Raw genomic sequence first — 25,646 nt, 5'->3', positions numbered from 1 at the left:
AGGTTGAGTGATGAGGCCCTCATCAATGGGTAATCTGATCAATGTTGATGAGTTGGCCATATCGATCGTCTAACTCACGAGGGTTCCATGCGGTAAAGCCACATTCAGGAGAGTAGGTCAATTCACCAAAGTAGATCTGCCCATTGATGTTGTAAAGATCCACTCGCATATGAGGAAACCCTTGGCTTAGCTGCTCGGCCATGTGGACCATGGCTTGATAATTGGGTGGTTTTTCGAATGGTTCATCCGGGGGTGGCATTTCGTATTTAAAGGTGATCCCTGAGCGGGATAGATCAGGGGTGTAATAATCTCTAACATGCTCCCCTTTGATCTTTCCTGTCTCGATCGATAGGAACTCCACGTTGCCATGAAAACAGTAAAATTTATAGTCTTTGATTGGGAGGCCGTCTTCATCAAGAAGCGTTTCAGCAATGATTTTGACGGGCATTTTTCCGTAGTGGAACTCCCCCATGCGTTGGCCAAAATTGTGTGACATCCTGCTTTGGATTTCCTGCTGTAACGCTGGGATGTCAGCTTGGCTTTTATCATAGACAAACCAGAGGTATTTTTTTGAGGAAGCATTATTGAGCTTCATTACAAATTGATCTGGCAGCTGTTGCCAATCGATATCCTCCACCCGTTCCCAGACACCCAACAGCGGGATCAGATTTTCTTCATAACCTTTCTCGATGAGGAATTTTCTGACCCTATACTTGTCTGCCCGCTCGACCACCTTGGGGTCGTGAGCCAGGTGATTGAGTTTCAACCACTGAATCTTTTCGCAATAGGTTCGAGGTTCTTGAAGGTTGAAGTTATAGCCGAGCAATTTCCTGCCCCGACGCATGATTTTCTTTTTGGCTTTCCACTTTCTCCAGAATAGCGGCATGCGTCTAACAATTGAGTTTGTGAAAGGGCTCACTTTGAAAAAATCAGTCGCTGGTGATCGAGACCTGCTTAGAGGGCGACCGCATGATCGATCGCTTGCAATTCTTCATCAGTGAAGTCGAGCAGATCGAGGCAGCGAACATTTTCCTCCAGTTGTTTGACACTGGAGGCTCCGATTAGGGCGCTGGTGACGGTGGGTAGACGTAGCACCCAAGCGAGTGCCATGTGGGCCAGTGTCTGGCCGCGTTGATCGGCGATCGCTTGCAATGCGCGCACCTGTTGGTGTTTTTCCTCCACCGCTTCCTTTTGCAAGAACCCGTGGTCTTTTTCCGCTCGGGAGTTCGCGGGGATGCCATCGAGATAACGCCCGGTGAGCAAGCCCTGCGCGAGCGGGGAGAAGGGGATACAGCCGACACCTCTCTCCTGCAACAAATCGGTCAGCCCTTCTTCGATCCAGCGATCAAAGAGGTTGTAGCGTGGCTGGTGAATCAGGCAGCGGGTGCCCATTTGTTGCAGCAAGTCCATGGCCTCGGCAGCCATCTCGGCGGGGTAATTGGAAATGCCGACGTAGAGCGCCTTGCCCTGCTGCACCGCGGTGGCGAGTGCGCCCATGGTTTCCTCTAACGGCGTGTCTGGATCGGGTCGGTGCGAGTAGAAAATATCGACGTAGTCGAGCTGCAGGCGGTCGAGCGATTGGTCGAGGGATGACAGCAGGTATTTCCGCGAACCCCACTCGCCATACGGCCCGTCCCACATGTGGTAACCGGCTTTGGACGAGATGACGAGCTCATCGCGGTGGGCGTGGAAGTCCTCTTGCAGGATCTTGCCGCAGTTGCGTTCGGCCGACCCGGGAGGCGGGCCGTAGTTGTTGGCAAAATCGAAGTGGGTGATGCCTAAATCAAAGGCGCGGTGCATGATGCTGCTCGCTTCTTTGAGGTCGTTGACATCGCCAAAGTTATGCCAGAAGCCGAGGGAAATCGCCGGCAGCTTGAGCCCGGAATTTCCACAGCGACGATAGGGCATGCGACCATCGTAGCGCTGTGGATCCGGGGTGTAGGACATGATAGATGTGATCCGAAGCCTGTTAAAGGCTTCGTTATGAGAGGAGCGAAGGGTTTGCACCCTTCGTTTTTAGACGGTCATCAGTTCCTTCTCTTTCTGCACCAGGTGCTCGTCAATTTCCTTGATGAACTTGTTGGTGAGTTCTTGCACGGACTCCTCGAAGTCGCGCTGGCCGTCTTCGGTGATTTCGTTGGCGGCCTTCATTTTCTTGGCGGCATCCATGCCGTCCTTGCGGCAGGCGCGGACGCGGACGCGGCCTTCTTCGGCGAGGCCTTTGACCATTTTCACCAGATCCTTGCGGCGTTCCTCGGAGAGCTCAGGCACGGGCAGGCGGAGGTGCTTGCCTTCGTTGGACGGGTTCAGGCCGACCTTGCTTTCGAGGATGGCTTTTTCAATGTCCTTGGTGGTGGAAGGATCGAATGGCTGCACAACGATCATGCGTGGCTCTGGCACGGTGATCACGGCGAGACCTTTGAGTTTCATCGAGCTGCCGTAGCTGGCAACGTTGACATCGATGTTCTCGACCAGGCCTGGGCTGGCCTTTCCTGTACGGACGCCGGCGAATTCGTGAATGATGTATTCGACGGCTTTCTGCATGTTCTGCTCGGTTTCTAAAATGCTGGTGTCTGGGTCCATGGTTAGTGATTGATTGGTGGTTGAAAATATGGGGCGTGTTTGGCCTTAGCCTTTGTGAATCATGGTGCCGATGTCGTCGCCAGCCAGTGCCTTGGTGATGTTGCCTTCGCCATTGATATCGAAGACGATGATCGGAATGTCATTGTCTTGGCAGAGGGTGAAAGCGGTGGAGTCCATGACCTTGAGGTCCTGGCTCAAGCAGTCCGCGAAGGTCACGCTGTCGTAGCGTTTGGCGTCCGGGTTTTTCTTCGGATCCGAGCAGTAAACGCCATCGACCATGGTGGCTTTCATGATGGCATCCGCGTTCATTTCACTCGCGCGCAGGGCGGCGGTGGTATCGGTGGAGAAGAATGGGCTGCCGGTGCCTGCGGCGAAAATCACCACGGTTCCGACGGAGAGTTGGCGGTTGGCTTTACGGCGGATGAAGGGCTCCGCGACGTTTTTCATTTCGATGGCGGACTGCACCGTGCAGGTGACATCCTCGGCTTCCAAGGCACTCTGCAGCGCAAGCGCGTTCATCACGGTGGCGAGCATGCCGACGTAGTCCGCGGTGGCGCGGTCCATGCCACGGGCGCTGGCAGAGGCGCCACGCCAGAAGTTGCCACCGCCGCAAACGACGCCGATTTCGACATCGGACTTTATCGCCTTTTTGATCTCCTTGGCGACGCGTTCAACGATTTCGGGGGAAATATTGTCGTGGCTACCGGGCTCTCTCAAGGCTTCGCCGCTGAGTTTTAAAATGACGCGCTTAAATTGACGATCTTCAGTGGGGCTACTCATGGTGTTGGCCAAAGAATCGTGATTTCAGAATCAAGAGTCAAGAAGCAATGAGGCGAAGTGCTTGCGGCACGGTGAGGTCTGGGTCAATGGACCGCCATTTCATCGATCGAAGTCATTCAGATCTAGCGGCTAGACCCTGAGGGCAACAGGCTCGGTAGCAGCGCCCTTCGCTGAGCCGTTTCTATTGCAGCTCGTTGCATAGAGGCCGCGCTTCCTTACACCAAGCCGTCTTTCCGTGCCTGTTTCCAATAGGCGTATTCGGAGCGGTTGAAATCGATGTATTCCGGCGATAGGTCGCTGGTGTAGACCTCGTATTCGGCGTTGCCGCGATTGAGGTTGATGGTGATGGTGAACTCGTCTTTGGCGACGATGTTGCGCAGCGTTTCCATCTGGGTCTTCGCTTGCAGGCCACCGAGACAGGCTGGCTTGCCATTGATGTGGATGTCGATGAGTTCCTCGCGCACTGAGGCGCGTGAGTAACCTACGGCGTGGATGATGCGGCCCCAGTTCGGATCGTTGCCATTCCAGGAGCTTTTGACCAAGGCTGAATTGGCCACGGCTTCGGCGACTTTTTTGGCATCGAGGTATGTTTTGGCTCCCTTGACTTCCACGGTGACAAACTTGGTCACCCTCTCGCCATCGCGCACTAGTGACTTGGCCATCTTGGTCATCACGTAGACCAGAGCCTCGCGGAGTTTCCGGCACTCTTCGCTGTTGCGTGCCGGTGCCGGCATGCCGCTTTGGCCGTTGGCGAGCACGATGACGGTGTCATTGGTGCTCATGTCGCCATCGATGGTGATGCGGTTGAAGGACATTTCCACAGCCTCTTGGACTGCTTTTTGTAAGCAGTCGGGGTGGACATTGGCGTCCGTGGTGATGAAGCAGAGCATGGTGGCCATGCTGGGGCAGATCATGCCGGCCCCCTTGGCGCAGGCGCCGATGCGCACTCGGTGCTCGCCGCAATCGAACGCGACGGAGATTTCCTTTTTACAGGTGTCGCTGGTCATGATGGCGCGTGCGACGTCTTCACCATTCTTTGGACTGAGGTTTTCTACCAGTTCGGGCAGTTTGGGCTCAATGCGGGTCATCGGCATTGGCAGGCCGATCACGCCGGTGGAGCAGATGGCGATCTGACGCTGGCGCAAGCCGAGGCATTTGGAGATGATTTTGGCGGTTTTGCGAGAGTCGCTGATGCCCTCGACACCGGTGCAGGCGTTGGCATTGCCGCTGTTGGCGACGATGGCCTGGACTTGATCCGCCTTCATGTAGGCTTGGGAAACCTTGACGGGGGCGGCTTTCACCCGGTTGGTGGTGAAGGTTCCGGCGGCGACGCAGGGTGCCTCGGAGTAGATTAAGGCGAGGTCGAGCCTCGGATCGTCTGGGTTTTTGATGCCAGCACTCACTGCCGCCGCTTGAAAGCCATTCGGCGCACAGACGCCGCCCTTGATTTTTGTGAAGGGTGATTTGTTAGGCATGATTCGTTAGAGGGTGGGGGCTCAATGAATGGAACGGGAGCAAGACCCTGACCGTATTCTAGAAATTTTGCAATCCGGCAGTTTCAGAAAATCCGCAGAGGATGTTGAAATTCTGGACTGCCTGACCTCCGGCCCCTTTGCCGAGGTTGTCCTCCGCGCTGAGCAGTAGCACCCGGCCGGTGCGTTCGTCGTATTCCCAGCCGATATCGATGAAGTTGGTGCCGGTGACGTTCTTGGTATCGGCGCAGCCACCTTTTCCTAACAGTCTAACGAAATGCTCGTCGGCATAGGCTGTTTCGAGGGCGGCATTCACTTCCTCCGGAGTTCCGGTTAGCTTGGCGCTGGTGGTGGTGCAGATGCCGTTGTGCACCGGGATGAGGTGCGGGGTGAACGACATGACGACTTTTTCCCCGGCAGCCTTGCCGAGTTCTTGTTCGATTTCGGAGAGGTGGCGATGTTTCGGCACACCGTAGGCGCGGGCGCTTTCGTTGCACTCGCAGAACAGCAGGGATAGATCCGCTTTTTTACCGGCACCACTGACGCCGGACATCGAGCAGGTGACGATGCTGCTAGGGTCGATCAATTTTTCCCGAAGCAGAGGGATCAGTGGCAGGCTGATGCTGGTGGGGTAGCAGCCGGGAGCGGCGATCAGGCGGGCTGATGGAATGGCGTCGCGACGCACTTCCGGCAGACCGTAAACCGCCTCTTTGAGTAACTCGGGCGCCGGGTGATCGTCGCCGTAGAATTCCTTGTAAACCTCCGGGTCTTCCAGGCGGAAGTCCGCGCTGAGGTCGATGATCCGCAGGCCTTTTTCCAATAAACTGGAGGCGTAACCGGCGGCGACACCGTGGGGCAGGGCCAGGAAGGCAACCTCGGCACCGGTGGCGGCGATGGCCTCCGGCTCGGGATCGATGAATTTCAGGTCGGCGGATTCTGCTCCGGTGAAGCGCGGAAAGAGCTCGCCAATTTTGCGTCCGGCATTCTGGCGCGAGGTGACACAGACCAGCTCGGCATGCGGGTGGGTGAGCAGGAGGCGTAGGAGCTCAAGTCCGGTGTATCCGCTGGCTCCGATGACGGCGATTTTGACGCGTTTCATGGACAGATGGGAATGCCACGAAAATCTGTGCTTGCCAACTCCGAATTGTTGAGGTTAATTGCGCGCCCCTGCTCGAGGAAGTCAAATTCTCCGGGCGAATCATATGACCGGGACTTGGCGCAGTTTGGTAGCGCGCTTCGCTGGGGGTGAAGAGGTCGCAGGTTCGAATCCTGTAGTCCCGACCATTATTTTAAACGAGGCTATCTTCGGATAGTCTCGTTTTTTATGAATCCCCACGCTATTTTCTCATGTCTGAAAACGCAGTTAGCATTGACGCAGTCCGCAGCCTGATCTCCGAGAGCCTGTTCCCGTTGGCGGATGACTTTGCCGCAGAGGCGGATCTCTATCAGGAAGGCTTGGACTCGATGGCGCTGATGCAGCTGATTCTGGGTTTGGAACAAGAATTCGCGGTGCAGGTGCTGCCGGAAGATCTCGACCGGGAGCATTTTAAGACCTTGCAAGCGATCGCCAAGCTGGTGGAGACTAAGCGCCATGGTGGCGAGTAAGCAGGACGACGTCGATCTGGTCGTTATCGGTGGTGGCAGCGCTGGGATATGCGCGGCAGTGGCGGCGGCGCGTCGTGGCGCACGCGTGGTGCTGTTGGAAAAATCGCCGCTGCTCGGAGGCATGGGCAGCCTGGCCTTTGTGCACACTTTTTGCGGACTCTACATGCCGGATGTTAGCCAAGCACCCGAACTGGCGAACCCCGGACTGCCGACGGAAATCGAGCGCCGCATGTGCGCTGCCACGGGCCAGAGTGGTCCAGTGAAAATGGGGCGGGTCTACGTGCTGCCGCAGCAGCCCGAGGTGTATGACCGCATCGCCAAGGAGCTGGTTGCGGAGGCTGGGGTGGAGCTCTGCTTGGGCGCGAGCTGCGAGGGGGTATCGCGGACAGATACCGGATTTTCGGTTGCTCTCCGCGACAGGCGGATTCACTGCCGGAGTCTGGTTGATGGCTCGGCGGATGCGGTGGTGGCGGATTTTCTCGGTGCCACGCGGGTGCAGGTGGCTGCGGAGCGTTTGCAGCGCCCGGCATTTATTTTTTCGCTCTCCCGGGTGGGCGCGGAAGCGGCGGAGGAAAGTTTTCGCATGCGACTGGCTCTTGACCTAGTGCATGCCGTGAGGGAGGGAAAGTTACCAAAGGAAATCCTCGGTGCCACCCTGCGCGCGTCACCCACGGCGGGGGAATATTTTGTCAGCATCGATCTGGCGGGTGACGATTGGAACCCGACGGATGCCAGCAGTCGGGAAGTGACCACCACGGCCGGCAAAAAGCTGGCCATCGAGCTCTGCGCCTTCCTGCGTCAGCACTATGCCTTTTTTTCCCAAGCAGGACCTCCGGTGTTTCCTCCAGCGCTTGGCGTGCGTGAGTCATACCGTTGGCTGGGGCAGCATGAACTCAGCGAGCAGGAGTTGATCGACGGGGTCGACTTTGCCGACACGGTGGCGCGAGCGACCTGGCCGATCGAGCTGCGCGAAGATGCCCGCGGGGCGAAGTTTCGCTATTTTGCCGAGGCCAAACCCTCGAACATTCCGCTGCGGGCCCTGGTCAGCGCGGAGATTCCGGGCGTGTATTTTGCCGGTCGTTGTCTTTCTGCCAGCCACGAGGCGCTGGCATCCGTGCGGGTGATGGGGACCTGTTTTGCCACTGGTCAGGCGGCGGGCCTGGCGGCCGCGATGTTCGCTCAAGGCATCACCGAAGTGTCCGAGCAGGCGGCCGAAATCCGCCGGCACTTGGGGCTGGATTAGTGCGGGTGCTTGGCAAAGGCCGAGCGATCGAAGATCAGATAGATCCCCCCGACGACACCCCAGAAGACGTGAAAGAGGAAACCGATCAATGAGGCGGAGACGGCGGAGCTGGTGGCGATGCCTGCGAGCTCGCTGACCAAGAAATCAAAGGCCCGCTCACGCACACCGAGGCCGGAAATCGAGATCGGCAGGGCGCTGACGACATCGACGATGGGCATCACGGTGAAGATGGTGCTGACCGCCACATCCTCGCCAATGGTCTGCAGTCCGGCATAGAATGCGAGGAAATAGCTGGCCGAAAGTGCGAAGGAGGCGGCCAGGGAAACGGTGAGCGCTTTCCAGCTGGAGCGGATGCAGTTCAGGCTGCTGGTGATCGATTGGATGTGTTTGTTGGCCATCATCTTTGGCATCTTGCCTCCGAACTTTTCCAGCATGCGATCGGAGCTGATCAGATACATCACCACGATGAAGAAGATGCCCACGGTTTGGAAAACGGTGGTTGCGATGAAGGCCTGGCGGACGCCGAAGTTCTCGGTCGCCTGCACCGTGCCAAAGGCCCAGGCGAAGACCAGGAAGATCAAGCCGCCGGAGATGAAGCCGACCATGTGATCGATCATCACGGTCATGGTGATGACCACTTTTTTATCTGGATAGCGGCGCATCACGCTGATCATTTTCATCGCGTCACCAGCGGCGGTGCCGAAGGAGGCGACGTTGAACAGCGCCGCGATGAGGGTCAGTTTTCCAATGTAGGAAAAGCTGACATCGATCGATTGCGCCCGCAGCAGCACATGCCAGCGCAGGGCGGATGTCAGCACCGTGATGCCAGCGAAGGCAATGCCGCAGCCCAGCCAAAATGGCGAGGTGAGGGCGAGGCGGAAGTTTTCGGCCAAGGCCGACTGGTCTTCCATCTGACTGAACGCCCAGTAGAGAAAGACGGTGGTGCCGAGGAGTTTGAAAAGAAACAGAGCGATCGTTTTAGGACCGATCTTTTTTCTGCTTGGGCCCGCGTCCAGTGACGGCTCTGAAGACATCACCTGAGGAGCTTGGGTTCAGCATTAGGCTTTCGCCGGAGACGCGCCAGAATCATTGATGGCGGTGGCGATGGTTGTGACCGATTGCAGAATGCCTTTGGCGGCTTCCGCATCGGAAATTTTCAGCCCGAAGTGTTTTTCGATGGCAACGACGAGTTGCAGAGCGTCCACGGAATCGAGGCCCAAGCTATCGGGTCCCATGAGTGGCATTTCATCACCAATTTCATCACTGGTAACATCGAGCATCAGCTCGTCTACAAGGACGTCTTTGATCTGTTGATTGAGAGCGGATGTGTCGGACATAGCGGGTTTAAAATATGCCACCATCGATCTTCAGCGGCGCCCCGGTGATATAGCTCGCCTCCCGGTTTGCAAGGAAAAAAACGGCGCTGGCGACCTCCTCGGGTCGGGCAAAACGGCGCATGGGGATGCTCTTTTTGATCGCCTTAGCCTTCTCCGGATCCATGTCGCTGAGAGCGTTGGTTTCGACGTAGCCGGGGCAGACGCAGTTCACCGTGATGCCCATGCGGGCGACCTCCTTGGCCAGGCTCTGAGTCATGGCGACCATGCCCGCTTTGGCGGCGGCGTAGTTGGTCTGGCCGAGTGGCGCCAGCAGGGCGCTGAGTGAGGCGATGTTGATGATGCGGCCGAAGCGCTCACCCATCATTCCGCGCAGCACGGCCTGGGAGCCGAGGAAGGCGGCGTTGAGATTGGAATCGATGACGCTGTGCCAGGAGTCCTGGGGCATGGTGGCGAGCAGGTGGTCGTCGTGGTGGCCGGCATTGTTCACCAGCACGCTGACCTTGCGGCCGTCGGCATCGATGGTGGCAATCGCTTGCTGCCACGCGGCATCGTCCGTGACATCCAAGGTGACGGCCGAGGCCCGACCGGGGAACTCGGCGATGAGGGCGTCTGCCTGATCGCGGTTCGAGCGCACGCCGAGGTAGACGTGGCAGCTTTCGTCGCGGGTTAGAAAGTAGCGCGCGATGCCGAGTCCGAGACCGCCGTTGGCGCCGGTGATGAGAATGCAGGGAGGTGTGTGTTCCATGAGAGTGTTAGGCTTGGCTGAATCGTGCGGCGAAGGCCTGCTGGTTTCCGCCGCCGGCAAAAACCACGGAGGCTCCATCGTGATGCTTCAGGGCTTCGAGGGCGATGACCGTTTGAAATCCGCAGTTCGCACCCATGCCACTTCCCAAGGTCGTCTGCGGGCTGATGCGATCGCCGGACCAGCTGGCAGAGGTTTCCGCCTCAGCGCGATCGAGCCGCGGTATGCCGGTCAGGCCATCGACGAGCAGGTCCTTGCCGTCCTCCTTGTCAATCTGCCAGATGGCATTCAGGGCATCTTTTTTTTCAGCGCTGGAGGTGTAGGGGGCAGGGCCTAGCAGACATTCCAGTCGGGTGTCCGACGGGCTGTTTTCCAGGTAGATGGCGGCGGCCCCTTCGGTGCCTTTGAGTTGTCTTGAGTAGTAGGAAAGCCCTTCGCAGCTGAGCCAGTCGAGCTCCTCCGCGCAGAGCACTAGGCAGCCGTCGACCTGATCGGTATCCAGCCAGCCGCGGGCGACATCGATGGCGGAGAACCAGGTGGAGGAATCTCCTAACAGAGTGTAGGCCGGGCCGTCGCTGCCGAGGTAGGCGGCGATGTGACTGGCGGGGGCGTTGAAGACGGTTTCGGGGAAAACGATGGGGCTGGCGAAAGCTGGGTCGTTGAGTGCCTCGCTGTAGAAGCGGTTAGAATAGTTCACGCAGCCGTTGATGAATGACACCACGATGCCGAGACGCATCTCGTGGTTCTGGATCTTGGCAATGCGCTCCTCGCCGAGTGCCTCCGCCGCTGCGGTGATGGCGAACTTGCTCACGCCGCTGGCGCGTCTCAGTCGCGGGTGTTTCGGCATGGCTCCGCGCAGGGCCAGGGTATCCACTGCACGGACATCGTAGCAGATGCTGACATCTTCCACCTTGCGTTCCAGTTGGCTGCAGGGGATGTCCTGTTCGCTGGCGCAGGCATGATAGAGCGCGGCAGCACCGATGCCGGCGGCGGAAACGCTGCCGTGGCCGTGGATGTAGAGAGGTGACTGATCGGGCGTGTTGATGGCTGAAAAGGGGTTAGGCGTTGCGGCGGAAGATCAGGGTGGCATTGCAGCCGCCAAATCCAAAGGAGTTCGTCAGCACGGTGTCTAATTTCGCATCGCGCGGCTCACGGACGAGGTCGAACTGGCAGGCGGGGTCTGGGGTGCGGATGTTCAGGCTGGCGGGGGCGAATTGATCTTCCAGGGCGAGTAGACAGATGGCGGACTCGATGGCTCCTGCTCCGCCGAGCGAGTGGCCCATGGCGGACTTGGTGGAGCTCACCATGATGTCTTTAGCGTGCTCGCCGGCCCACTGGCAGATGGCATTGGCCTCGGCCACGTCGTTGAGCGGCGTGCCGGTGCCGTGGGAATTGATGTATTGAATTTCGGAGGCTTGCAGGTCGCCATCCTGGCAGGCGGCGGTCATCGAGCTGATCGCGGCATTGCCTTCTGGGTGAGGTTGGGTCAGGTGATGCAGATCGGTGGCCATGCCGTAGCCGCAGACTTCGGCGATGGGAGTGGCGCCACGTGCCAGCATCGATTCCTCCGATTCCATCACCATCATCGCAGCGGCCTCACCGATAGCCAGACCGTCGCGCTCGGCATCGAAGGGGCGCGGAATGCCGGAGGTGCAGAGTGCCTGCAGCGATCCGAATCCGGTGAACACCATCTCCGAGATGGCATCGTAGCCACCCGCCAGTGCGGTCGCTTGTTTCCCGGATTTGATTAGCTGATAGGCGTGGCCGATGGCATTGGCTCCGGATGCGCAGGCGTTGGAAATGATTTGCGTCTGCCCTCTGAATCCAAGTCCGCGCTGGACGGTGGCGGCTGAGCGTTGGGGCTGGTAGTGCTCGACCTGGGTGAACTGGCCACGCTTGCTCAGCGGCAGGGTGGTGGCGCGGCGGTAGTAATCTTCGCCCAGGGGCATGGCTCCGGCGGAGGTGCCGATGACAAAGGGGATGTTCTCGGGGATGTCTGTTAGCTTGGCGTCACGCAGTGCTTCGCCGGTGGCGTGCATCAGCATTTGGCCACCACGATCGAGCCGTTTCAGCTCTTTTTCACTGAGCTCGTGCTGCGGTGAGCAGTCGGCCAGATCGATCATGCCCGCCGTGTTGACACGTTGCCGTGAGCAATCGAAAAGGGTGACTTCGCTGAAGTGATTGGTCCCGGCCCGCAGGGAGCGGATGTGGCTGGCACGATCGTTTCCGAAGGGGGAGATCATGCCCATGCCGGTGACAAACACGCGGCGATGGTTGGAAGGTTCAGCTGAGGGGGAGGACATGGTGGGTGAGAAAAGCGGGCTGACATCAAAGAGAGATTCTTTACCCGCTCTTGGCAAGTTATATCGAACATGCTAGCACGGTGTCAAATGTTGTATGAACGCTGGACGGAGATTCGCGATGAGCGCAGGGATCAGCTCGCGCTGAGGCATCCGGATGTCACCGGCGGGTGGACCTTCGGGCAGCTTCAGGCCGAGGCTGAAAAAATCGATCTCCCCGCGTCAGGACCGGTCATTGCGAACGGCGACAGCGCCGGTTTCATCCCCACGGTCATCGCCGCCTGGGCGCAGCGTCGTCCGGTGCTGATCCAAGAACAGCAGAAGCAGGAACCCCTGCCGATCCGCGCGGAGATTCCCGACGACATCGCTTTGATCAAACAGTCCTGCGGGGCCTCCGGAGTGGAGCGGAGTTTGTTTTATGGTGAGACCCGCTTGCTGGCCGAAGGGATGCGCAATATTCACGCGCTGGAGCAGTTGGGGGTGACCAGCGATTGCCGCAGCCTCGGTGCCATCTCGCTGGCGCACTCCTACGGATTCGGCTGCCTGGTGCTGCCCTTGCTGCTCGCCGGCATCCCCCTCGATGTGCTCTCCGGACCGCTGCCGATGTTTGTCCAACAGGGGCTCGACCGTGGGCCGGAAAAGTCCTTCTTCCTCCCCGGAGTGCCCGCGCTTTGGAAAACGTGGTGGCTGACAAAAATCCTCGCTCACCCGTCGATCAAGGTTGCGCTGTCAGCCGGAGCTCCGCTGTCGCTGGAGCTGGAGCAGGGGGTCTGGAACGATGCCGGACTGAAGATTCACAACTTCTACGGCACGGGGGAAACCGGCGCCGTCACCTGCGACTTTACCTCCGAACCCCGCGGAGAGGCGTCACTGATTGGCACCATGCTGCCGGGGGTCGATGTGATGACCGCGGAGGACGGTCGGATCTGTGTCCGCACCGATGCCACCGCCCGCTTTGCCGACAAGTTGTTAGGCTCCGACGAATTCAGCGAAGATTACTATCGGACGATGGACCTTGGCGAGGTGAGGGGCAAGGAAGTGCATTGGCACGACCACTGCGGAGAGGCGATCAATGTGGCGGGCAGAAAAGTCAGCCCGGCTAAAATTGCCCGTGCCTGCATGAGCCTAACAGGTGTTCTCGAAGCCAAGGTCTCCAGCGTCAGAAGCAGAGATTTTGAACGCTTCGAGGAGGTCAAAATTGCCGTCCGTTTGGCGCCCGGGTGCGATTTGAAACAGCTCAAGCAACATGCCTCCGAGCAGCTCGACAGCTGGGAGGTGCCGCGCCACTGGGAAGTTCTGGACTCCACACAGCCATGACCGAACTCGTTCTCAACGAAGCCATCCACCAGCGGGTGATCGTGGAACTCATCCCCGAGGCCCGCAAGTATGTGTGGATTGTCACCGCGGACTTGAAGGACATGCATGTGGCCAAGGGGCGGAGGTTTGTGCCGTTTCTTGAGGTGATGTCCGATCTGGTGCAGCAGGGCATCGCGGTGCGATTGTTTCACGCCAAGGAGCCGGGACCTCGTTTCCGCAAGGACTTCGATCAATACCCGGCGCTGATCGATAGCGACCTGTTCGAGCGCATTCTCTGCCCACGGATTCACACCAAGGCGATCGTGGTGGACGGCACGACGGCCTTCATCGGATCGGCCAATCTAACCGGCGCGGGCATGGGCGCGAAGAACCCCAAACGGCGCAATTTCGAAGCCGGGTTTCTCACCGACGAAAAGGCGCACTTGGATGAGTTGTTAGAATGGATCGACACCCTCTACCTCGGCGACCTCTGCCAGCAGTGTCAGCTGCGCGAATACTGCCCGGATCCGATTGCTTGAATGCGTGCGGGCAGCTGGTGCATGTCGTCAAAGGGGATGGCACCGGCGTCGGCCAGCTGCTGTGGATCGGATAGCTTGGCGTAACCCAGCACAGTCATGCCGGCAGCCACGGCGGCGGTCACTCCAATGGCGGTGTCCTCGACCACGATGCATCGCTCGGGAGCGGTTTGCATCTTGCTGGCAGCGTAGAGGTAGACATCGGGGTGAGGCTTGCTGCGTGCCACCTCGGTGACACTGAAAATGCGACCCTCAAAGTGCGAGTAGAGTCCGGTGACTCCGAGAGTGATCTTCATTTTGTCGTGGTCGCCGCTGGATGCGACGCAGGTCGGGAGATCGATTGCCGCCAGCGCCTCCTTGATCCCGTCGACCGCGCTCAGCGATTCGCTCAGTGCCTCGCCGGTGCGTCGTTTGAAGTCGGCGACAAAATTTTCTGGGATGGGCGTTCCTAACTTCGCTTCGATGATATCGATGCAGCGAGTCAGTGAATTGCCGACAAATTCCTCGTAGGCGGTCTCCATGGTCGCGGCCAGCCCCAGCTCGTTGAGCATGGTGGCCAAGACGGTGCAGGTGATACGCTCGCTGTCGACGAGCACGCCGTCGCAGTCGAAAATAATGAGGTCGTGAGCACGCATGGTGTGATGGGTCGTGTTGTTGGGAGGAGGGTGAAAAAGGGGGGCGTTAAGAACCGCTGAGCATGACGATGCTGCTGGCGATTTTCTCTCCGTCTTGCACGCTGACGCTGCCGGAGATTTGAATCAAATTGCCCAGGCGACCTTCGACTTTTACTTCGATCTCCAGCGTGGCGCCCGGCGTTGCGGTGCCGAGAATCTTGGCATTTTTCACCGAGGTCAGGCGCATGTCGTTGAGCCGTTCCTGATCGGGATCCGATTGGGCTGCCACGCCACCGAGCTGGGCGATGGCCTCGATCATGATGACACCGGGCCACATCGGATGGTTCGGAAAGTGACCTTCGAGAAATGCTTCATCGCCGGAGATGTCGTAAGTTCCCACGGCGCTGACACCGGGGTCGAGATCGGTGACGGAGTGGATGAAGCGAAACGATGGTCCGTGTGGCAGCAGTTTGAGTTCTTGATCGTGTGGCATGGTGGGAGGTGAGTTTATCGTAGTGAGGGGGAGTTTTTCCAGGTGTCGTAGGCGGTCTGGTAGTTCGTGATCGAGTGTTGTTTGGAAACGATGAGTCCGGCGGCGCGGGTCTTGGTTTCGTGAACGATCACCTTCTTGCCTGCCGCCTCCGCCCGCTTCAGCCGGGTATCGGTGAGTTCCTCGGTGACCAGATGATGCATGGTGTGCCAGCAGGAAATGATGTTGGTGGCCCGGTTCCATCGGCGGTCCATCGCCGAGTCTTTGACGATGCGGTGCAGGATGATGGTATCGATCTGGTCGTCATCGATCCACTGCTCGAAAGGGGCGCCATCGGTGAACCCGCCGTCGAGATAGAACTCGCCGTCGATTTTCTGCGAGCTGATCACCGGGGCGGCGGCGCAGGAGGCGACGATGAATGCTGCCAGATCTCCCTGGCGAATCAGCTGACGCTCGCGGCGGCTGACATTGGTCACCCCAATCGCGAGTTCGGCATTGGGGGTGTTCTCGATCCTGTCCACCGGCAGGCTGCGGCGCAGGTGTTTGACCGCGCGTTTGCCCCCGATGATGCCGTGACCGCAGTAGGCGGCAAAGACGGCGGCGCAGCGCAGCGGCGTGCCCCATTCGCGGAAGGCCCGCTGCAGTTTCCGATCGAGCACGAACTCTTTCAGTCGCTCGTTTTCCAAACCGCAGGCATAGGCCGCTGCCACCAGCGCTCCGGACGATGAGCCGGAGACCTTGGCTGGACGAATCCCCGAGTCTAGCAGCGAGTTGATAAAGCCGGCGTGGGCGAAAAACCCGAGAAACGACGATTCCAATGCCACCGCCACCTTGGCGCCCACCGGAAGTCCAGATGGGGAAGGGGAAAAACCGGAAGGTTCATGGCCGGGGTGGATCATAGCTGCGATGGGAGGACGTGATGTCGGTGACGGCATCGAAGCAGCGCGGTCCCGATGTCACAACCGTAAAATACCCGCCGATGAGGCAGTCGGGCGCGCGGGGTTCCCTTGAGCGTGAGTGAGGTCGGCTGCCTGCCCGACTGCTGGCAGCGGCTGGGATCGGTTCTGCTAGAGTAGAAAATGATCGTCCCTGACCCTTGGGCTGTGATATTTTTGCCGAAGTGAAGGTCACACAGCTCTCCGAAACTTCAGAACACGTCCGCTATGGTGGTCTGGTGGCGGGAGTGATTTTTGCTGTCGCTCTGGTCTACACCCTCATTTATTGGATCGTAGGAGCGCTGGCCGTTTACCTGCTGAGCACGCTGACGGTGTTGTTTATGAAACCGGAGGCTCACCGGAACTTGGGGCACCGCACGCTCGGCTGTCTGTTCCGCGGGTTTTTCCACGGCTTGGTCTGGATGGGGGCGATCAGGATTGAAGATGACGAGCTTGAGCCGGTGGCGGAGATGGCCGGCCCGCTGATCATCGCCAGCAACCACCCCTCGCTCTGGGATGCCCCCTTGTTGATCAGAAAATTGGTCACGGTGAGCTGCATCATGAAGGCGGAGATCACCAATAACCCCATCCTCTACGGCGGCACACGCTTTGCGGGCTTCCTGCCGAACCGACCCAAACTCGACATGGTCCGCGCCGCCACCGGATACCTCAAATCCGGCGGGCGACTACTGCTTTTTCCAGAGGGAACGCGCACCCGCGATGAGAGCCGCCGGGTGAACAAGTTCCGACCCGGCCTAGCGCTGATGGCGAAAACCGCCAAGTGCCCGATCTTGCCGGTGTTTTTGAAAATGAACTCGGGCTACATGCAAAAAGGATGGCCGATCTGGAAAATGCCACCGTTACCGATCGTTTGCCGCGTCGAGGTCGGGGAGCTGATTCACCCGGATGCATCCGAAGCCACCCACGCCTTTTCCGATCGACTGGAAGAATACTATCGCGAGGAGCTGAGGGATCGTTTTCCTCGTTAGGGCAGCATTTCCCACTTTATTGATTGCTAAACCATGCCCACAGGCCTCATGAACAGTGCGCCCCATTGCGAATGAAAGCCTGTGTCATGATTCCGTCCTACAATACCGGGCCTCTGTTAGAGGTGACGGTGAGGAAGGCTCTGGCGGTTTGGGATGACGTCTTTGTCATCATCGACGGCAGCACCGATGGCAGTGCCGACGGACTCGAAGAGCTCTCTAACGCATCGGGGAAAAACCTGCGCATCCACCGGTTGCCGGAGAACCGGGGCAAAGGGGCCGCCGTTCTCGCCGGGGTGAATTTGGCCCTGGACGAGGGTTTTACCCACGCCTTGGCCATGGATGCCGATGGCCAACACCCGGCCGACTACGTGGAGAAATTCATGGCCGTTGGCGAACAATATCCGGACGCTTTGGTGCTCGGCCAACCGGTGTTCGACGCCTCCGCCCCCGCCCTCCGCGTCAACGGTCGCAAGGTTTCCAACTGGTGGGCCAACTTCGTCACGCTCTGGTGGGGAATCAACGACTCCCTGTTCGGCATGCGGCTCTACCCGCTGCAGCCTTTGAAAAATGCCTTTGCCTCCACCCTCTTCGCCAGACGATTTGATTTCGACCCGGAAGTGGTCATCCGCATGTGCTGGCGAGGCACCCCACTGCTGAACCTGCCGACACCGGTGAAGTACATCTCGGCGGAAGACGGAGGGGTCAGCCAGTTCAAATATTTTCGAGACAATACCCTCCTCACATGGATGTATATCCGCCTCGTCATCGGGGCCATCCTCAGGTTGCCCATGTTGATCATGCGTGCCGTCAAAGGGGGCAACCCGCTGAAAGGAACCACATTGAAACCATGAGCGACCGTAAGAGCATTGCGAACAAGATCTCCTCACTCTGTGTCGACCGCGGCCTGCGGTATTACAGCAAGAGTAAGCTACTCACCGACCCGCTCTACGGCGGCGTGTATGAAGAGTTGGATGGAAATGGGCTCCCGTTGTTAGACATCGGATGCGGCATTGGCATTCTCGCCATGTATCTGCGCGAACGTGGCTGGCAACCGCTGGTCATGGGCATCGATTACGACTCGGATAAAATCGAGCGAGGCAAGGCGATGCTGGAAAAAGGAGGCTATCCACTGGTTGAGATTGCCCAAGGAGACGCGCGCGATGGCCTGCCGATCAATGCTGGCAATGTCACCATCCTCGATATCCTGCAATTCTTCAGCCCGGAGGAGCAGGAAAAGCTCATCCACATTGCCGGTGGGCGTGTTTGTCACGGCGGCAAGCTGATCATCCGCAGTGCGCTGAAGCAAAAGTCACTGCGTTTTTCCATCACCTGGCTCGGCGACATGATGGCCAAGATGACCTCGTGGATGAAGGCGGCTCCGACGCACTACCCCACGGAGGAAATGTTCCGCAAGGTCTTGGAGCGCGATGGTTTCACCGTCGAAATTAAACCGTTCTGGGGCAAGACGCCATTCAACAACTACCTCATCGTGGCTGAGCGCTCGATGGTGCAGCCGGGGATGTAAATTCCCAGCCCTTCGCTTCGGCGTGCTCGAGGATGGCGGCGACCACTTCCGCGGCGATCGGGGTGCTCTCGTGAGCAAGCACAATACTGCCGGGGGCCATGGTCTGGTGCAGTCGGCGGATGACGATGCTGGCATCTTTTTCCACGCCATCCAGTCCGCGTGAAGTCCAGCCGACCAGACGCATGCCGAAGGCTCGAAGCACCGGGTGGACAAAGACATTGTGATGGCCCACGGGCGCGCGGAAAATCTCGGGCGCTTCGCCGGTGATGCTGCGCAGCGATTCCTGACAGCGGCGGATTTCGCGCAAGGTGCGCCACGGCCCGAGACTCCAAAATTTCCCCTGGGGGTGGCTGTAGGTGTGGTTGCCCAGCTGATGCCCCTCGGCGACGATTCGGCGGATCAGCTCCGGGTAGCGGTCGGCCTTTTCCCCGATGACAAAAAACGTCGCCTTGACGCCGTGGTTTTCTAACAATTCTAGGATGGCCGGTGTATCGACCGGATCAGGTCCGTCGTCGAGAGTCAGCCAGATGCGGTCGTCGGAAACCGTTCGCTGCAGGGGGCCAAACAGTCGCGAGTTCGGGTTCAGCGTGCCCCAGAGCAGAGGGCCCACCAGGCAGAGGTGCAGCAGCAGTCCTTGCCAGACGGCACCCGTCGAGATCAGCCAAATCCCCCAGGCATAGAGGGCGATCAGGACGGCGAGACGGACCAAGTTGCCAGCGATCATGGTGTTTCCTTGGGGTTGAAGGCGTGTTCAAAGACAAACCACTGGTAGGAATACTGATCGAGAAAGCGCATCAGCTGTTTCACCCATGCCTGGGCGTAGTCCATCTCGCGAGGTTTGGCGCGTTTGCCCTCGGCGGTGGTCAGCGGCACTTGCAGCGCAGGCTCGAAGATTACCCGGTAGTGGCGGCGGCGTTCGCGAATGACGTAAAGCGGGTAGCAGGGGCAGCGCGAGAAGCAGGCCAGAGTCATCGGTCCCTTGGGGATGCGGAAGCTGCTGTCGGCACGCTCCAGGGGAACGGCGATTTCCACCACCTGGCCGACCACGCGGTCGCACTGGATGGCGAGCAGTTCGCCGTCGGAAAGCAGTTGCGCGAGCTCGATGCCGAGCAATTTGTCCTCCTTGTTGTAGTGGACGCGGAAGTGGGAATTTTGCGCGGCGTCCTCTGCCAGTTCCTTCTCGCGGATCTCCTGCAGCTCCGGCGAGCGCTCGGGCATGCGCACCGTGTGCAGCACCCGCTTGAACTGCGATGCGAAGAGGGAGGCGGCGAGGTCATAGTTGCCGGTGTGGGTAGTGAACAGGATGGCTGCTTCCTGCTTGTCTCGGATGTCCTGCAAGATCTCCTCACCTTGCACATCCCAGGTGATGACATCCTGCCCGTTGCGCACCCGCAGGCTGTCGATGAAGCTCCAGCCGAAATTGACAAAGACCAGATAGGCCCCGACATAAGCTTCGCAAAAGGCGAGGTCGGCGTGGATGGTTTTCAAGTTGGCTCGGATCGCTTCCCGCTGCTGTCTCGCGAGGGCAAAAACGATGAAGCTGAAAAAATACAGTAGGCTGGCTTCGAGCCAAGCCGGCATGCCCGGAAAGGTCCGGATCACGTAGTTCATCATCCGCGTGGGGATGTCCCCGAAGAGGCCGAGACGGGAATAATTAGTGCTTTGATTTACAGCCATAACATCGTATTTATACAGCGCACGACTGCGCTGCTTCACGCGCTGACGACGCCTTTTTCCTATAGGCAAAATACCAGAAGATCAACCATGCAAAAATGCACCAAAGAAATGTCGGGTCCTGTTTCGGAAAAGGTCGACCGGTCCCCCGACTACGATGTGGTGATCATCGGCGGCGCGTTTTCCGGATCCGCCTCAGCGATCTTGCTGAAACGCCGTTTTCCAGACCTCAAGGTGCTGATCGTGGAGAAGTCCGAGATGTTCGATCGCAAGGTCGGCGAGAGCACCTCCGAGGTCTCCGCCTGCTTTCTGACTCGCGTGCTGAAGGTTGGTAGGCACTTGTCGATGGATCACGTCGGCAAACACGGGCTGCGGATGTGGTTTCACCGCGAGGGCGATAATTGCCCGTCGAAGGTGTCCGAAGTGGGGCCGGCTTTCCAAGGACGACTGCCGACTTTTCAGCTGAACCGATTAAAGCTCGATACACATTTGTTAGACGAGGCGGTCGCACTCGGTTGTGAACTGCTGCGCCCCGCCACCATCAAGGACATCGAGTTGGGTGGCGTGGGAAAAAACCACCTGGTGATCAAACCCAAGGACGGAGAGCAGCGCGAAATCACTGCCGGCTGGGTGGTCGATGCCTCCGGCAAGGCCGCCATGCTCGCGCGCAAGCTGAAGCTCTGGCACAGCAATGCCGACCAGCATCCGGTTAACGCGATGTGGTCCAGGTTTAAAAAGGTCAACGATCTCGACTCCGCCAAATCCGTCGAGGCCATGGGCGGGCTGGACACGCATGTCTTGGCCCAGCGTGGATTTTCCACCAATCACCTGATGGGCTACGGATGGTGGAGCTGGATCATTCCGCTCGATAGCGGGGAGGTCAGCGTGGGGCTCACCTGGGACGAACGCATTTTCACGCCGCCCAAAGACGGAAGCATGTCGGAGCGCTTGCATGAACATCTGCTCAAGCACCCGATCGGGAAGTTGATGTTCCAGGACGCGGTGGCGGTGGAAAATGATAACCGTTATTACAAGGGCCTGCCGTATTACAGCGAGAAGATTGCCGGGGATGGCTGGACCATCGCGGGGGATGCCGCCGGTTTCATGGACCCCCTTTACAGTCAGGGATTGGATTTCTGTTCGCACACCGTTTACAGCTCCTACGCACTGTTGCGGCAGCACTTTAGCGGCGAATGCGTGAAGGAGGAAATTGCAATGCGTGAGAACGAATACAAACGCAGCTACTTCTACTGGTTCGATGCCCTTTATAAAAACAAATACTACTACATCGGCGATGCCGAGCTGATGCATGTTGCTTATTTGTTAGATATTGCCACTTACTTTATCGGTCCTGTTAGGTTGGTCTACGAAGACCACGATACCGAATTTGCCAAGATGCCCTACGATGGTCCGGCCGGCACGTTTTTCGCCAAGTTCATGCGCTTCTACAACCGTCGCCTCTGCCGCCTGGCCCATAAGAAAATCAAGGCAGGAAAGTATGGCGACAAGAACCTCGACCACCATCTTCTCTCGGTGAATGCGTTCACCCCCGGACCGGCCACCATGAAGCTGATGTTCCAGGGGATCAAGATCTGGCTCTGGGCGGAGCTGCGTTATGCCTTTGTGCGTCCCTCAGATGCGAGTGAGGCGACGATGATGACTCCGCTTCCACAGGCCGGGGATTACAAGCAGGCTTAGGCTCATGGTGATCAGAATGCCGATACTGCAGAGCATGCCCATGCTGCGCAGGGCTTCGTTCGAGGCAAAGAGTAGCGAGCCGAAACCGATGGAGGTGGACACCCCACAGAAGCAGATGGCTTTCCCCACACTATTCCACACCGAGGAAAAACATCCTTCCTGCCGGCGCAGGGCGAAGATCAGGTGGATGCTGTAGTCGATACCTGCACCGACGATCAATGGGATCGCCATGCCGCTGAGGAAGTTCCACGCCTGACCGGAGGCAACGACCACGGCATTGATCAAAATCAGCGCCGTGAGCAGCACCGAGATCGAGATCAGCGCATCGCGCCACGATCGAAAAACGAGCAGCAAGGCGGCCAGCAGCAGAGCGGCTGCGGGGATGAAGATCACGTAGAAGTCACGCTTCACGCGTGGTAGCAAAACCGCCTGCATCATGGTGTAGCCGGTGACCACGACCTCGGCCTTGTCGAGGGGTTTCAGCTTTTCCAAGGCCTCGGGGCTGGGGAGTTCGGCAAGCATGATACGGCCGGTGAAATACGATCTGCCATCGGCGTCTCGACTGTAAAAGGCGCCGATCAAGGGATCGTCCGCACTGCGCTGCGCCAAGTCATCGCTGCTGAGTGCGGGCGCCTTGAAGGCCTCGAGGATTTGTTGATCGAGGCCCAGGCCGACCTCGCTGAAGCCTGCGGCCCCTGCGGTTTTGAGAATCTCGCGGCTGTTCTCGGCGAGGGCGGTGAGAGCACTGCGGTTGTTCTGATAGAGGGCGTCGTTAGGCAGCAGTCCCACCGGCCAGTAGAACTGCTCGATGGTATTTTTTCCTTCAAGCTCCTGCAACACCGTCTCCGCGTGCGCGGTTTTTTGCGACAGCTCGGGGAGCGATTCGGCGGTGGTCAGCATGACCGCATTTTGCTCGGACCACGCGGAGAATTCTTCTTTCAGGGTGTTGAAGGCGGCGACGGCTTCGCTGTTGTTCGGCTCGACAATTTTCAGATCCAAATTCACCTGAGGCGCGCCCTTGATGCCAAACAGGACACCCGCCACGACCACTGCCAGCACGCAGAGCCAGGGGGCGATACGAGGCGGTAAAAACGCGGGGTGCACCAGGGTGTTGGCCTGTTTCACGGGGAAACGCGCCAGCATCACCGGGGTCAGCAACAGCATCACCAGAGCGCCGGAAACCAGGCCAATGGCGATCAGTGCTCCCAGCTGCTGCACTCCGGTGAAGGTGCTCAGCATCAGCACGCCGAAGACCAATGAGGTGCTGGCGGCGGCCCAAAGAATGCTCGGAGCGACCATCTTGCGGATCGCCTTCGCCCGATGCGGAACGGCCCCCGTGGTCACCGCATGAGGCGACTCCCGGATGATCACCACGGCGTAGTCAATCACCAGACCAAGGAGAATGGCGGCGAAGCCCACGCTGACCAGGTTCAAGGTCTGAAAAACCCAGCCAGCCACGCCGAGGGTGATGACAAAGGTCAGGCCTAACAAGACAGAGATCATCAGCAGCTGGCTGAAGCTGCGCTGGACGAGCAGAAACAGCAGACCGATGCACAGGGAGGTGATGGTGATGGTGCCACTCATGTCGTGCTCCATGCTGGAACCGATCTCCGCGTTGTAGACCGGGCCGCCGGTCATCTTGAAGCTGTAATCGTAGTCTTCTTCTTGCTGCCACTCGTTGATGGTGCGGCGGATTTCTTCGATCCAGAGTTTGTCGTCGTTGTAGCCGATCGAGCTTTCGTGCTTCCGGCGGATCATCATCAGGCGCGACTGGCCGTCGTCGCTGGCGAAGCTGGCGTCGTTGTCGAGCAGGTGTTGCAGTGCCGGGTGGCGAAGGAAACCCAGCGGGTCGTAGGAATCGATGGTGGCCTGCTGTTGATCGAACGAGTTCTGCAGGTTTTCCTTCACCTCGTTCAGGTGGGCGTTGAGCTGGTCGGGGTCTTGCAAGCGTGCTGTCAGCTTCTCGATTTCTTCCGCGGGCGCGTAGCTCCAGATGTGGGCGACGGTTTCACCAAAGAGTTTCGGATTCTCTTCGAACGCTGATTTATAACGCACCTCGGTGTCCGGCCAACGTTCGCGCAGGAACAGGGCGAGAGCTTCGACATCTTCCTCGACGATTTCCTCCTCGTCCGAGTGGAGCAAGACGATCACCTCCCGGTCTTCGGAAAAATGTTCCTGGAAATCCTTCAGCGCCTGGATGGCGGGGAGGTTCTTAGGCAGCACCTCCAAGATCGCGGTTTCAAATTTCAAACGCGTCAGCCCGGCGATGGAAAACAGCACCAGCAGGATGAGAAGGATGGGAGAGCGAAATTTCTTCAACACGGCATGACTCTAGTGGCGGCTGCCCGATACGCAATACCTAGATGAGCTCAGCTGAACGACTCCCGTAGTCAAGGGTTTGCACCCTTCGTTGGGTTGATGGTATTTGAAGCCCTAGATGACGAAGGGTGCAAACCCTTCGCTACGGTGGGGAAAACTGCTCGAGTTTTTCATCGGAAGATAGTCGTCATCGGGTATGTTAAACGGCGATGAATCCTCCGATAAACAGCAGCTCCCGCGACCGTGGGAACCGACTGGTCACCGCCGTGAAAGACAATTTGCTGCTCCTTCTGGGTTTGGTCGCGCTTGCTTGGGGGCTGGAGGGGATCGATTTTGTTTTCCGTGGCTTTCTGGATCGTTTCGGGATCCAACCTCGTGCGATTGCATCCCTGCCGGGCATCTTGTTTGCCCCCTTCCTACACCTGGGTTTCACCCACCTGATCTCAAATACCGTGCCGTTCCTCATCCTCGGATCGCTGGTTCTGGTGGGTGGGCGTAAGGCCTTTCTCTCGGCCTCCTTGTTCATCATCGTGGTGGGAGGCGCCGCGCTTTGGTTGTTCGGCCCCAGCCATACCAATCACATCGGCGCCAGTGGCTTGATCTTTGGCTACCTTGGGTTTTTGCTGACGCGGGGGATCGTTGGGAAGTCGGGTTTCTGGATCGTCGTTTCGATAGGCATCATTCTGCTTTACGGAGGGATGTTACGCGGTGTGCTGCCCGGTCAACCCGGTATCTCCTGGCAAGGCCATCTGTTCGGATTTGTCGCCGGAATGCTCGCCGCGTGGATGATGTTCAGTCGGGGAAAAACACAGCGTGCCGGCACTGGCTCGCGTCAGAATCCATCCCCCTATTAGCCGTCGTCATGAACCTCTTTCCAGCCGACCCGGATGAGAACCTGCTGCCAGCCGATGGCATCGTGCACTATCACGGCCCGATCTTCCCTCCGCAGCTGGCGGATCGGTATTTGCACAATCTGCTCGAGGACATTCCGTGGAAACACGACGAGGTCAGGATGTATGGCAAACACATCACCACCGCGCGCAAGGTGGCGTGGTATGGCGACTCGAACTTTTCCTACACTTACTCCGGCACTACCAAACAGGCCCTGCCGTGGACGCCCGAGCTGGCAGCGATCAAGGCCAAGGTCGAAGCGCTCAGCGGCACCCGCTTCAATTCCTGCCTGCTGAACCTCTACCACGACGGCGGCGAAGGCATGGCCTGGCACAGTGACGATGAGTCATCCCTGGGAAAAAACACCACCATCGCGTCGGTCAGCTTCGGCGCCGAGCGGAAGTTTTCCCTCAAGCACCGGGTGACTGGGGAAACGGTCAGCGTGGAGCTCGAGCACGGCAGTCTGTTGGAGATGAAGGGGGCGACCCAGAGCCATTGGCTGCACTGCGTGCCCAAAACCAAGAAGGTGACCGCGCCGAGGGTGAACCTGACATTTCGCACAATGAAGCAGGGTAGGTGATCCATTCGCCCTGCCTTCTGGAGTTGATTGTCGGTGA

27 protein-coding genes and 1 tRNA gene are annotated in these 25,646 nt (G+C 58.6%); 11 read left to right on the top strand and 17 right to left on the bottom strand.

The features are described 5' to 3' along the window. Positions 1–22: 22 nt before the first annotated feature. The 6 genes from JO972_RS08225 to argC form a co-directional block, all read right to left on the bottom strand. A complete protein-coding gene (locus JO972_RS08225) occupies positions 23–886 on the bottom strand; it encodes an ATP-grasp fold amidoligase family protein (protein ID WP_309489551.1) in 864 nt (287 codons plus the stop codon). Between the two features lie 68 nt (positions 887–954). Continuing rightward, positions 955–1,947 (bottom strand): L-glyceraldehyde 3-phosphate reductase, encoded by a 993-nt coding sequence (gene mgrA, locus JO972_RS08220; protein WP_309489550.1) that lies wholly within the window; start codon positions 1,945–1,947, stop codon positions 955–957. A gap of 69 nt (positions 1,948–2,016) precedes the next feature. Next, on the bottom strand, positions 2,017–2,583 hold the full coding sequence (gene frr, locus JO972_RS08215) for a ribosome recycling factor (protein WP_309489549.1): 567 nt from the start codon (positions 2,581–2,583) through the stop codon (positions 2,017–2,019). Positions 2,584–2,628: 45 nt separating this feature from the next. Beyond that, positions 2,629–3,363: a UMP kinase gene (pyrH, locus tag JO972_RS08210; protein WP_309489548.1), complete on the bottom strand. Its 735-nt coding sequence runs from the start codon at positions 3,361–3,363 to the stop codon at positions 2,629–2,631. Positions 3,364–3,578: 215 nt separating this feature from the next. After that, entirely contained in the window at positions 3,579–4,838 is a 1,260-nt protein-coding gene (gene argJ / locus JO972_RS08205) for a bifunctional glutamate N-acetyltransferase/amino-acid acetyltransferase ArgJ (RefSeq protein ID WP_309489547.1), read from the bottom strand. 58 nt (positions 4,839–4,896) lie between these two features. Then, positions 4,897–5,934, bottom strand: coding sequence for an N-acetyl-gamma-glutamyl-phosphate reductase (argC, locus tag JO972_RS08200; protein WP_309489546.1), 1,038 nt, complete (start codon positions 5,932–5,934; stop codon positions 4,897–4,899). Positions 5,935–6,042: 108 nt separating this feature from the next. Here argC and JO972_RS08195 point away from each other — a divergent pair. The 3 genes from JO972_RS08195 to JO972_RS08185 all read left to right on the top strand — a co-directional run bounded on the left by JO972_RS08195 (position 6,043) and on the right by JO972_RS08185 (position 7,683). Further along, a tRNA-Pro gene (locus JO972_RS08195) sits at positions 6,043–6,119 on the top strand. Positions 6,120–6,182: 63 nt separating this feature from the next. Next, positions 6,183–6,440, top strand: coding sequence for a phosphopantetheine-binding protein (locus JO972_RS08190; RefSeq protein ID WP_309489545.1), 258 nt, complete (start codon positions 6,183–6,185; stop codon positions 6,438–6,440). After that, positions 6,427–7,683 (top strand): FAD-dependent oxidoreductase, encoded by a 1,257-nt coding sequence (locus tag JO972_RS08185; protein WP_309489544.1) that lies wholly within the window; start codon positions 6,427–6,429, stop codon positions 7,681–7,683. Before JO972_RS08190 ends, JO972_RS08185 begins: the two co-directional genes overlap by 14 nt. Here JO972_RS08185 and JO972_RS08180 read toward each other — a convergent pair. The 5 genes from JO972_RS08180 to JO972_RS08160 all read right to left on the bottom strand — a co-directional run bounded on the left by JO972_RS08180 (position 7,680) and on the right by JO972_RS08160 (position 12,065). After that, on the bottom strand, positions 7,680–8,717 hold the full coding sequence (locus JO972_RS08180) for a lysylphosphatidylglycerol synthase transmembrane domain-containing protein (RefSeq protein WP_309489543.1): 1,038 nt from the start codon (positions 8,715–8,717) through the stop codon (positions 7,680–7,682). The genes JO972_RS08185 and JO972_RS08180 overlap by 4 nt on opposite strands. Positions 8,718–8,741: 24 nt before the next feature. Continuing rightward, the gene (locus JO972_RS08175) at positions 8,742–9,020 is read right to left on the bottom strand and encodes an acyl carrier protein (protein ID WP_309489542.1); all 279 of its coding nucleotides are present in this window, start codon (positions 9,018–9,020) and stop codon (positions 8,742–8,744) included. A 7-nt stretch (positions 9,021–9,027) separates the two neighbouring features. Next, positions 9,028–9,765, bottom strand: a complete 738-nt coding sequence (locus tag JO972_RS08170; RefSeq protein WP_309489541.1) for an SDR family oxidoreductase — start codon at positions 9,763–9,765, stop codon at positions 9,028–9,030. Positions 9,766–9,772: 7 nt separating this feature from the next. After that, on the bottom strand, positions 9,773–10,672 hold the full coding sequence (locus tag JO972_RS08165) for a beta-ketoacyl synthase N-terminal-like domain-containing protein (protein ID WP_309489540.1): 900 nt from the start codon (positions 10,670–10,672) through the stop codon (positions 9,773–9,775). A 148-nt stretch (positions 10,673–10,820) separates the two neighbouring features. Continuing rightward, positions 10,821–12,065 (bottom strand): beta-ketoacyl-[acyl-carrier-protein] synthase family protein, encoded by a 1,245-nt coding sequence (locus tag JO972_RS08160; RefSeq protein ID WP_309489539.1) that lies wholly within the window; start codon positions 12,063–12,065, stop codon positions 10,821–10,823. Between the two features lie 69 nt (positions 12,066–12,134). Here JO972_RS08160 and JO972_RS08155 point away from each other — a divergent pair, with 69 nt between their 5' ends. Both JO972_RS08155 and JO972_RS08150 read left to right on the top strand, forming a co-directional pair. Beyond that, positions 12,135–13,379, top strand: a complete 1,245-nt coding sequence (locus tag JO972_RS08155; RefSeq protein WP_309489538.1) for an AMP-binding protein — start codon at positions 12,135–12,137, stop codon at positions 13,377–13,379. After that, complete coding sequence (locus JO972_RS08150; RefSeq protein ID WP_309489537.1) at positions 13,376–13,897, top strand: phospholipase D-like domain-containing protein; 522 nt, start codon at positions 13,376–13,378, stop codon at positions 13,895–13,897. The genes JO972_RS08155 and JO972_RS08150 overlap by 4 nt, the downstream gene beginning before the upstream one ends. On the opposite strand, the gene JO972_RS08145 is transcribed toward JO972_RS08150, so the two are convergent. The 3 genes from JO972_RS08145 to JO972_RS08135 are packed head-to-tail and all read right to left on the bottom strand — an operon-like array spanning position 13,861 to position 15,897. Further along, complete coding sequence (locus tag JO972_RS08145; RefSeq protein WP_309489536.1) at positions 13,861–14,529, bottom strand: HAD family hydrolase; 669 nt, start codon at positions 14,527–14,529, stop codon at positions 13,861–13,863. The two genes, JO972_RS08150 and JO972_RS08145, sit on opposite strands and share 37 nt — an antisense overlap. A gap of 46 nt (positions 14,530–14,575) precedes the next feature. Then, positions 14,576–15,001 carry a 3-hydroxyacyl-ACP dehydratase FabZ family protein gene (locus JO972_RS08140; protein ID WP_309489535.1) on the bottom strand — a complete coding sequence of 142 codons (426 nt, stop codon included), beginning with the start codon at positions 14,999–15,001 and terminating at the stop codon, positions 14,576–14,578. 14 nt (positions 15,002–15,015) lie between these two features. Further along, entirely contained in the window at positions 15,016–15,897 is an 882-nt protein-coding gene (locus JO972_RS08135) for a patatin-like phospholipase family protein (RefSeq protein ID WP_309489534.1), read from the bottom strand. Positions 15,898–16,118: 221 nt separating this feature from the next. On the opposite strand from JO972_RS08135, the gene JO972_RS08130 reads away from it, so the two are divergent. The 3 genes from JO972_RS08130 to JO972_RS08120 all read left to right on the top strand — a co-directional run bounded on the left by JO972_RS08130 (position 16,119) and on the right by JO972_RS08120 (position 18,447). After that, positions 16,119–16,922, top strand: a complete 804-nt coding sequence (locus JO972_RS08130; RefSeq protein ID WP_309489533.1) for a lysophospholipid acyltransferase family protein — start codon at positions 16,119–16,121, stop codon at positions 16,920–16,922. A gap of 86 nt (positions 16,923–17,008) precedes the next feature. After that, entirely contained in the window at positions 17,009–17,773 is a 765-nt protein-coding gene (locus tag JO972_RS08125; RefSeq protein ID WP_309489532.1) for a glycosyltransferase family 2 protein, read from the top strand. Beyond that, on the top strand, positions 17,770–18,447 hold the full coding sequence (locus tag JO972_RS08120) for a class I SAM-dependent methyltransferase (RefSeq protein ID WP_309489531.1): 678 nt from the start codon (positions 17,770–17,772) through the stop codon (positions 18,445–18,447). Before JO972_RS08125 ends, JO972_RS08120 begins: the two co-directional genes overlap by 4 nt. Here the strand turns inward: JO972_RS08120 and JO972_RS08115 are convergent. Both JO972_RS08115 and JO972_RS08110 read right to left on the bottom strand, forming a co-directional pair. Then, positions 18,407–19,171 (bottom strand): polysaccharide deacetylase family protein, encoded by a 765-nt coding sequence (locus JO972_RS08115; protein ID WP_309489530.1) that lies wholly within the window; start codon positions 19,169–19,171, stop codon positions 18,407–18,409. The two genes, JO972_RS08120 and JO972_RS08115, sit on opposite strands and share 41 nt — an antisense overlap. Beyond that, positions 19,168–20,124 carry an LpxL/LpxP family acyltransferase gene (locus tag JO972_RS08110; protein WP_309489529.1) on the bottom strand — a complete coding sequence of 319 codons (957 nt, stop codon included), beginning with the start codon at positions 20,122–20,124 and terminating at the stop codon, positions 19,168–19,170. Before JO972_RS08110 ends, JO972_RS08115 begins: the two co-directional genes overlap by 4 nt. Before the next feature lie 87 nt (positions 20,125–20,211). Here JO972_RS08110 and JO972_RS08105 point away from each other — a divergent pair, with 87 nt between their 5' ends. Then, positions 20,212–21,819: an NAD(P)/FAD-dependent oxidoreductase gene (locus tag JO972_RS08105; RefSeq protein ID WP_309489528.1), complete on the top strand. Its 1,608-nt coding sequence runs from the start codon at positions 20,212–20,214 to the stop codon at positions 21,817–21,819. Here JO972_RS08105 and JO972_RS08100 read toward each other — a convergent pair. Next, positions 21,754–24,141 (bottom strand): efflux RND transporter permease subunit, encoded by a 2,388-nt coding sequence (locus tag JO972_RS08100; protein ID WP_309489527.1) that lies wholly within the window; start codon positions 24,139–24,141, stop codon positions 21,754–21,756. The two genes, JO972_RS08105 and JO972_RS08100, sit on opposite strands and share 66 nt — an antisense overlap. Positions 24,142–24,347: 206 nt before the next feature. On the opposite strand from JO972_RS08100, the gene JO972_RS08095 reads away from it, so the two are divergent. Together JO972_RS08095 and JO972_RS08090 are read left to right on the top strand one after the other, a co-directional pair. Beyond that, positions 24,348–24,992 (top strand): rhomboid family intramembrane serine protease, encoded by a 645-nt coding sequence (locus tag JO972_RS08095; RefSeq protein ID WP_309489526.1) that lies wholly within the window; start codon positions 24,348–24,350, stop codon positions 24,990–24,992. A gap of 8 nt (positions 24,993–25,000) precedes the next feature. Beyond that, positions 25,001–25,609: an alpha-ketoglutarate-dependent dioxygenase AlkB family protein gene (locus JO972_RS08090; protein ID WP_309489525.1), complete on the top strand. Its 609-nt coding sequence runs from the start codon at positions 25,001–25,003 to the stop codon at positions 25,607–25,609. The last annotated feature ends 37 nt before the right edge of the window (positions 25,610–25,646 follow it).

This window comes from Oceaniferula flava (assembly GCF_016811075.1).
Classification (GTDB): Bacteria; Verrucomicrobiota; Verrucomicrobiia; order Verrucomicrobiales; family Akkermansiaceae; genus Oceaniferula; species Oceaniferula flava.
Note: the sequence above shows the minus strand (reverse complement) of the source record. Positions and strands in the feature narration are given on the sequence as shown.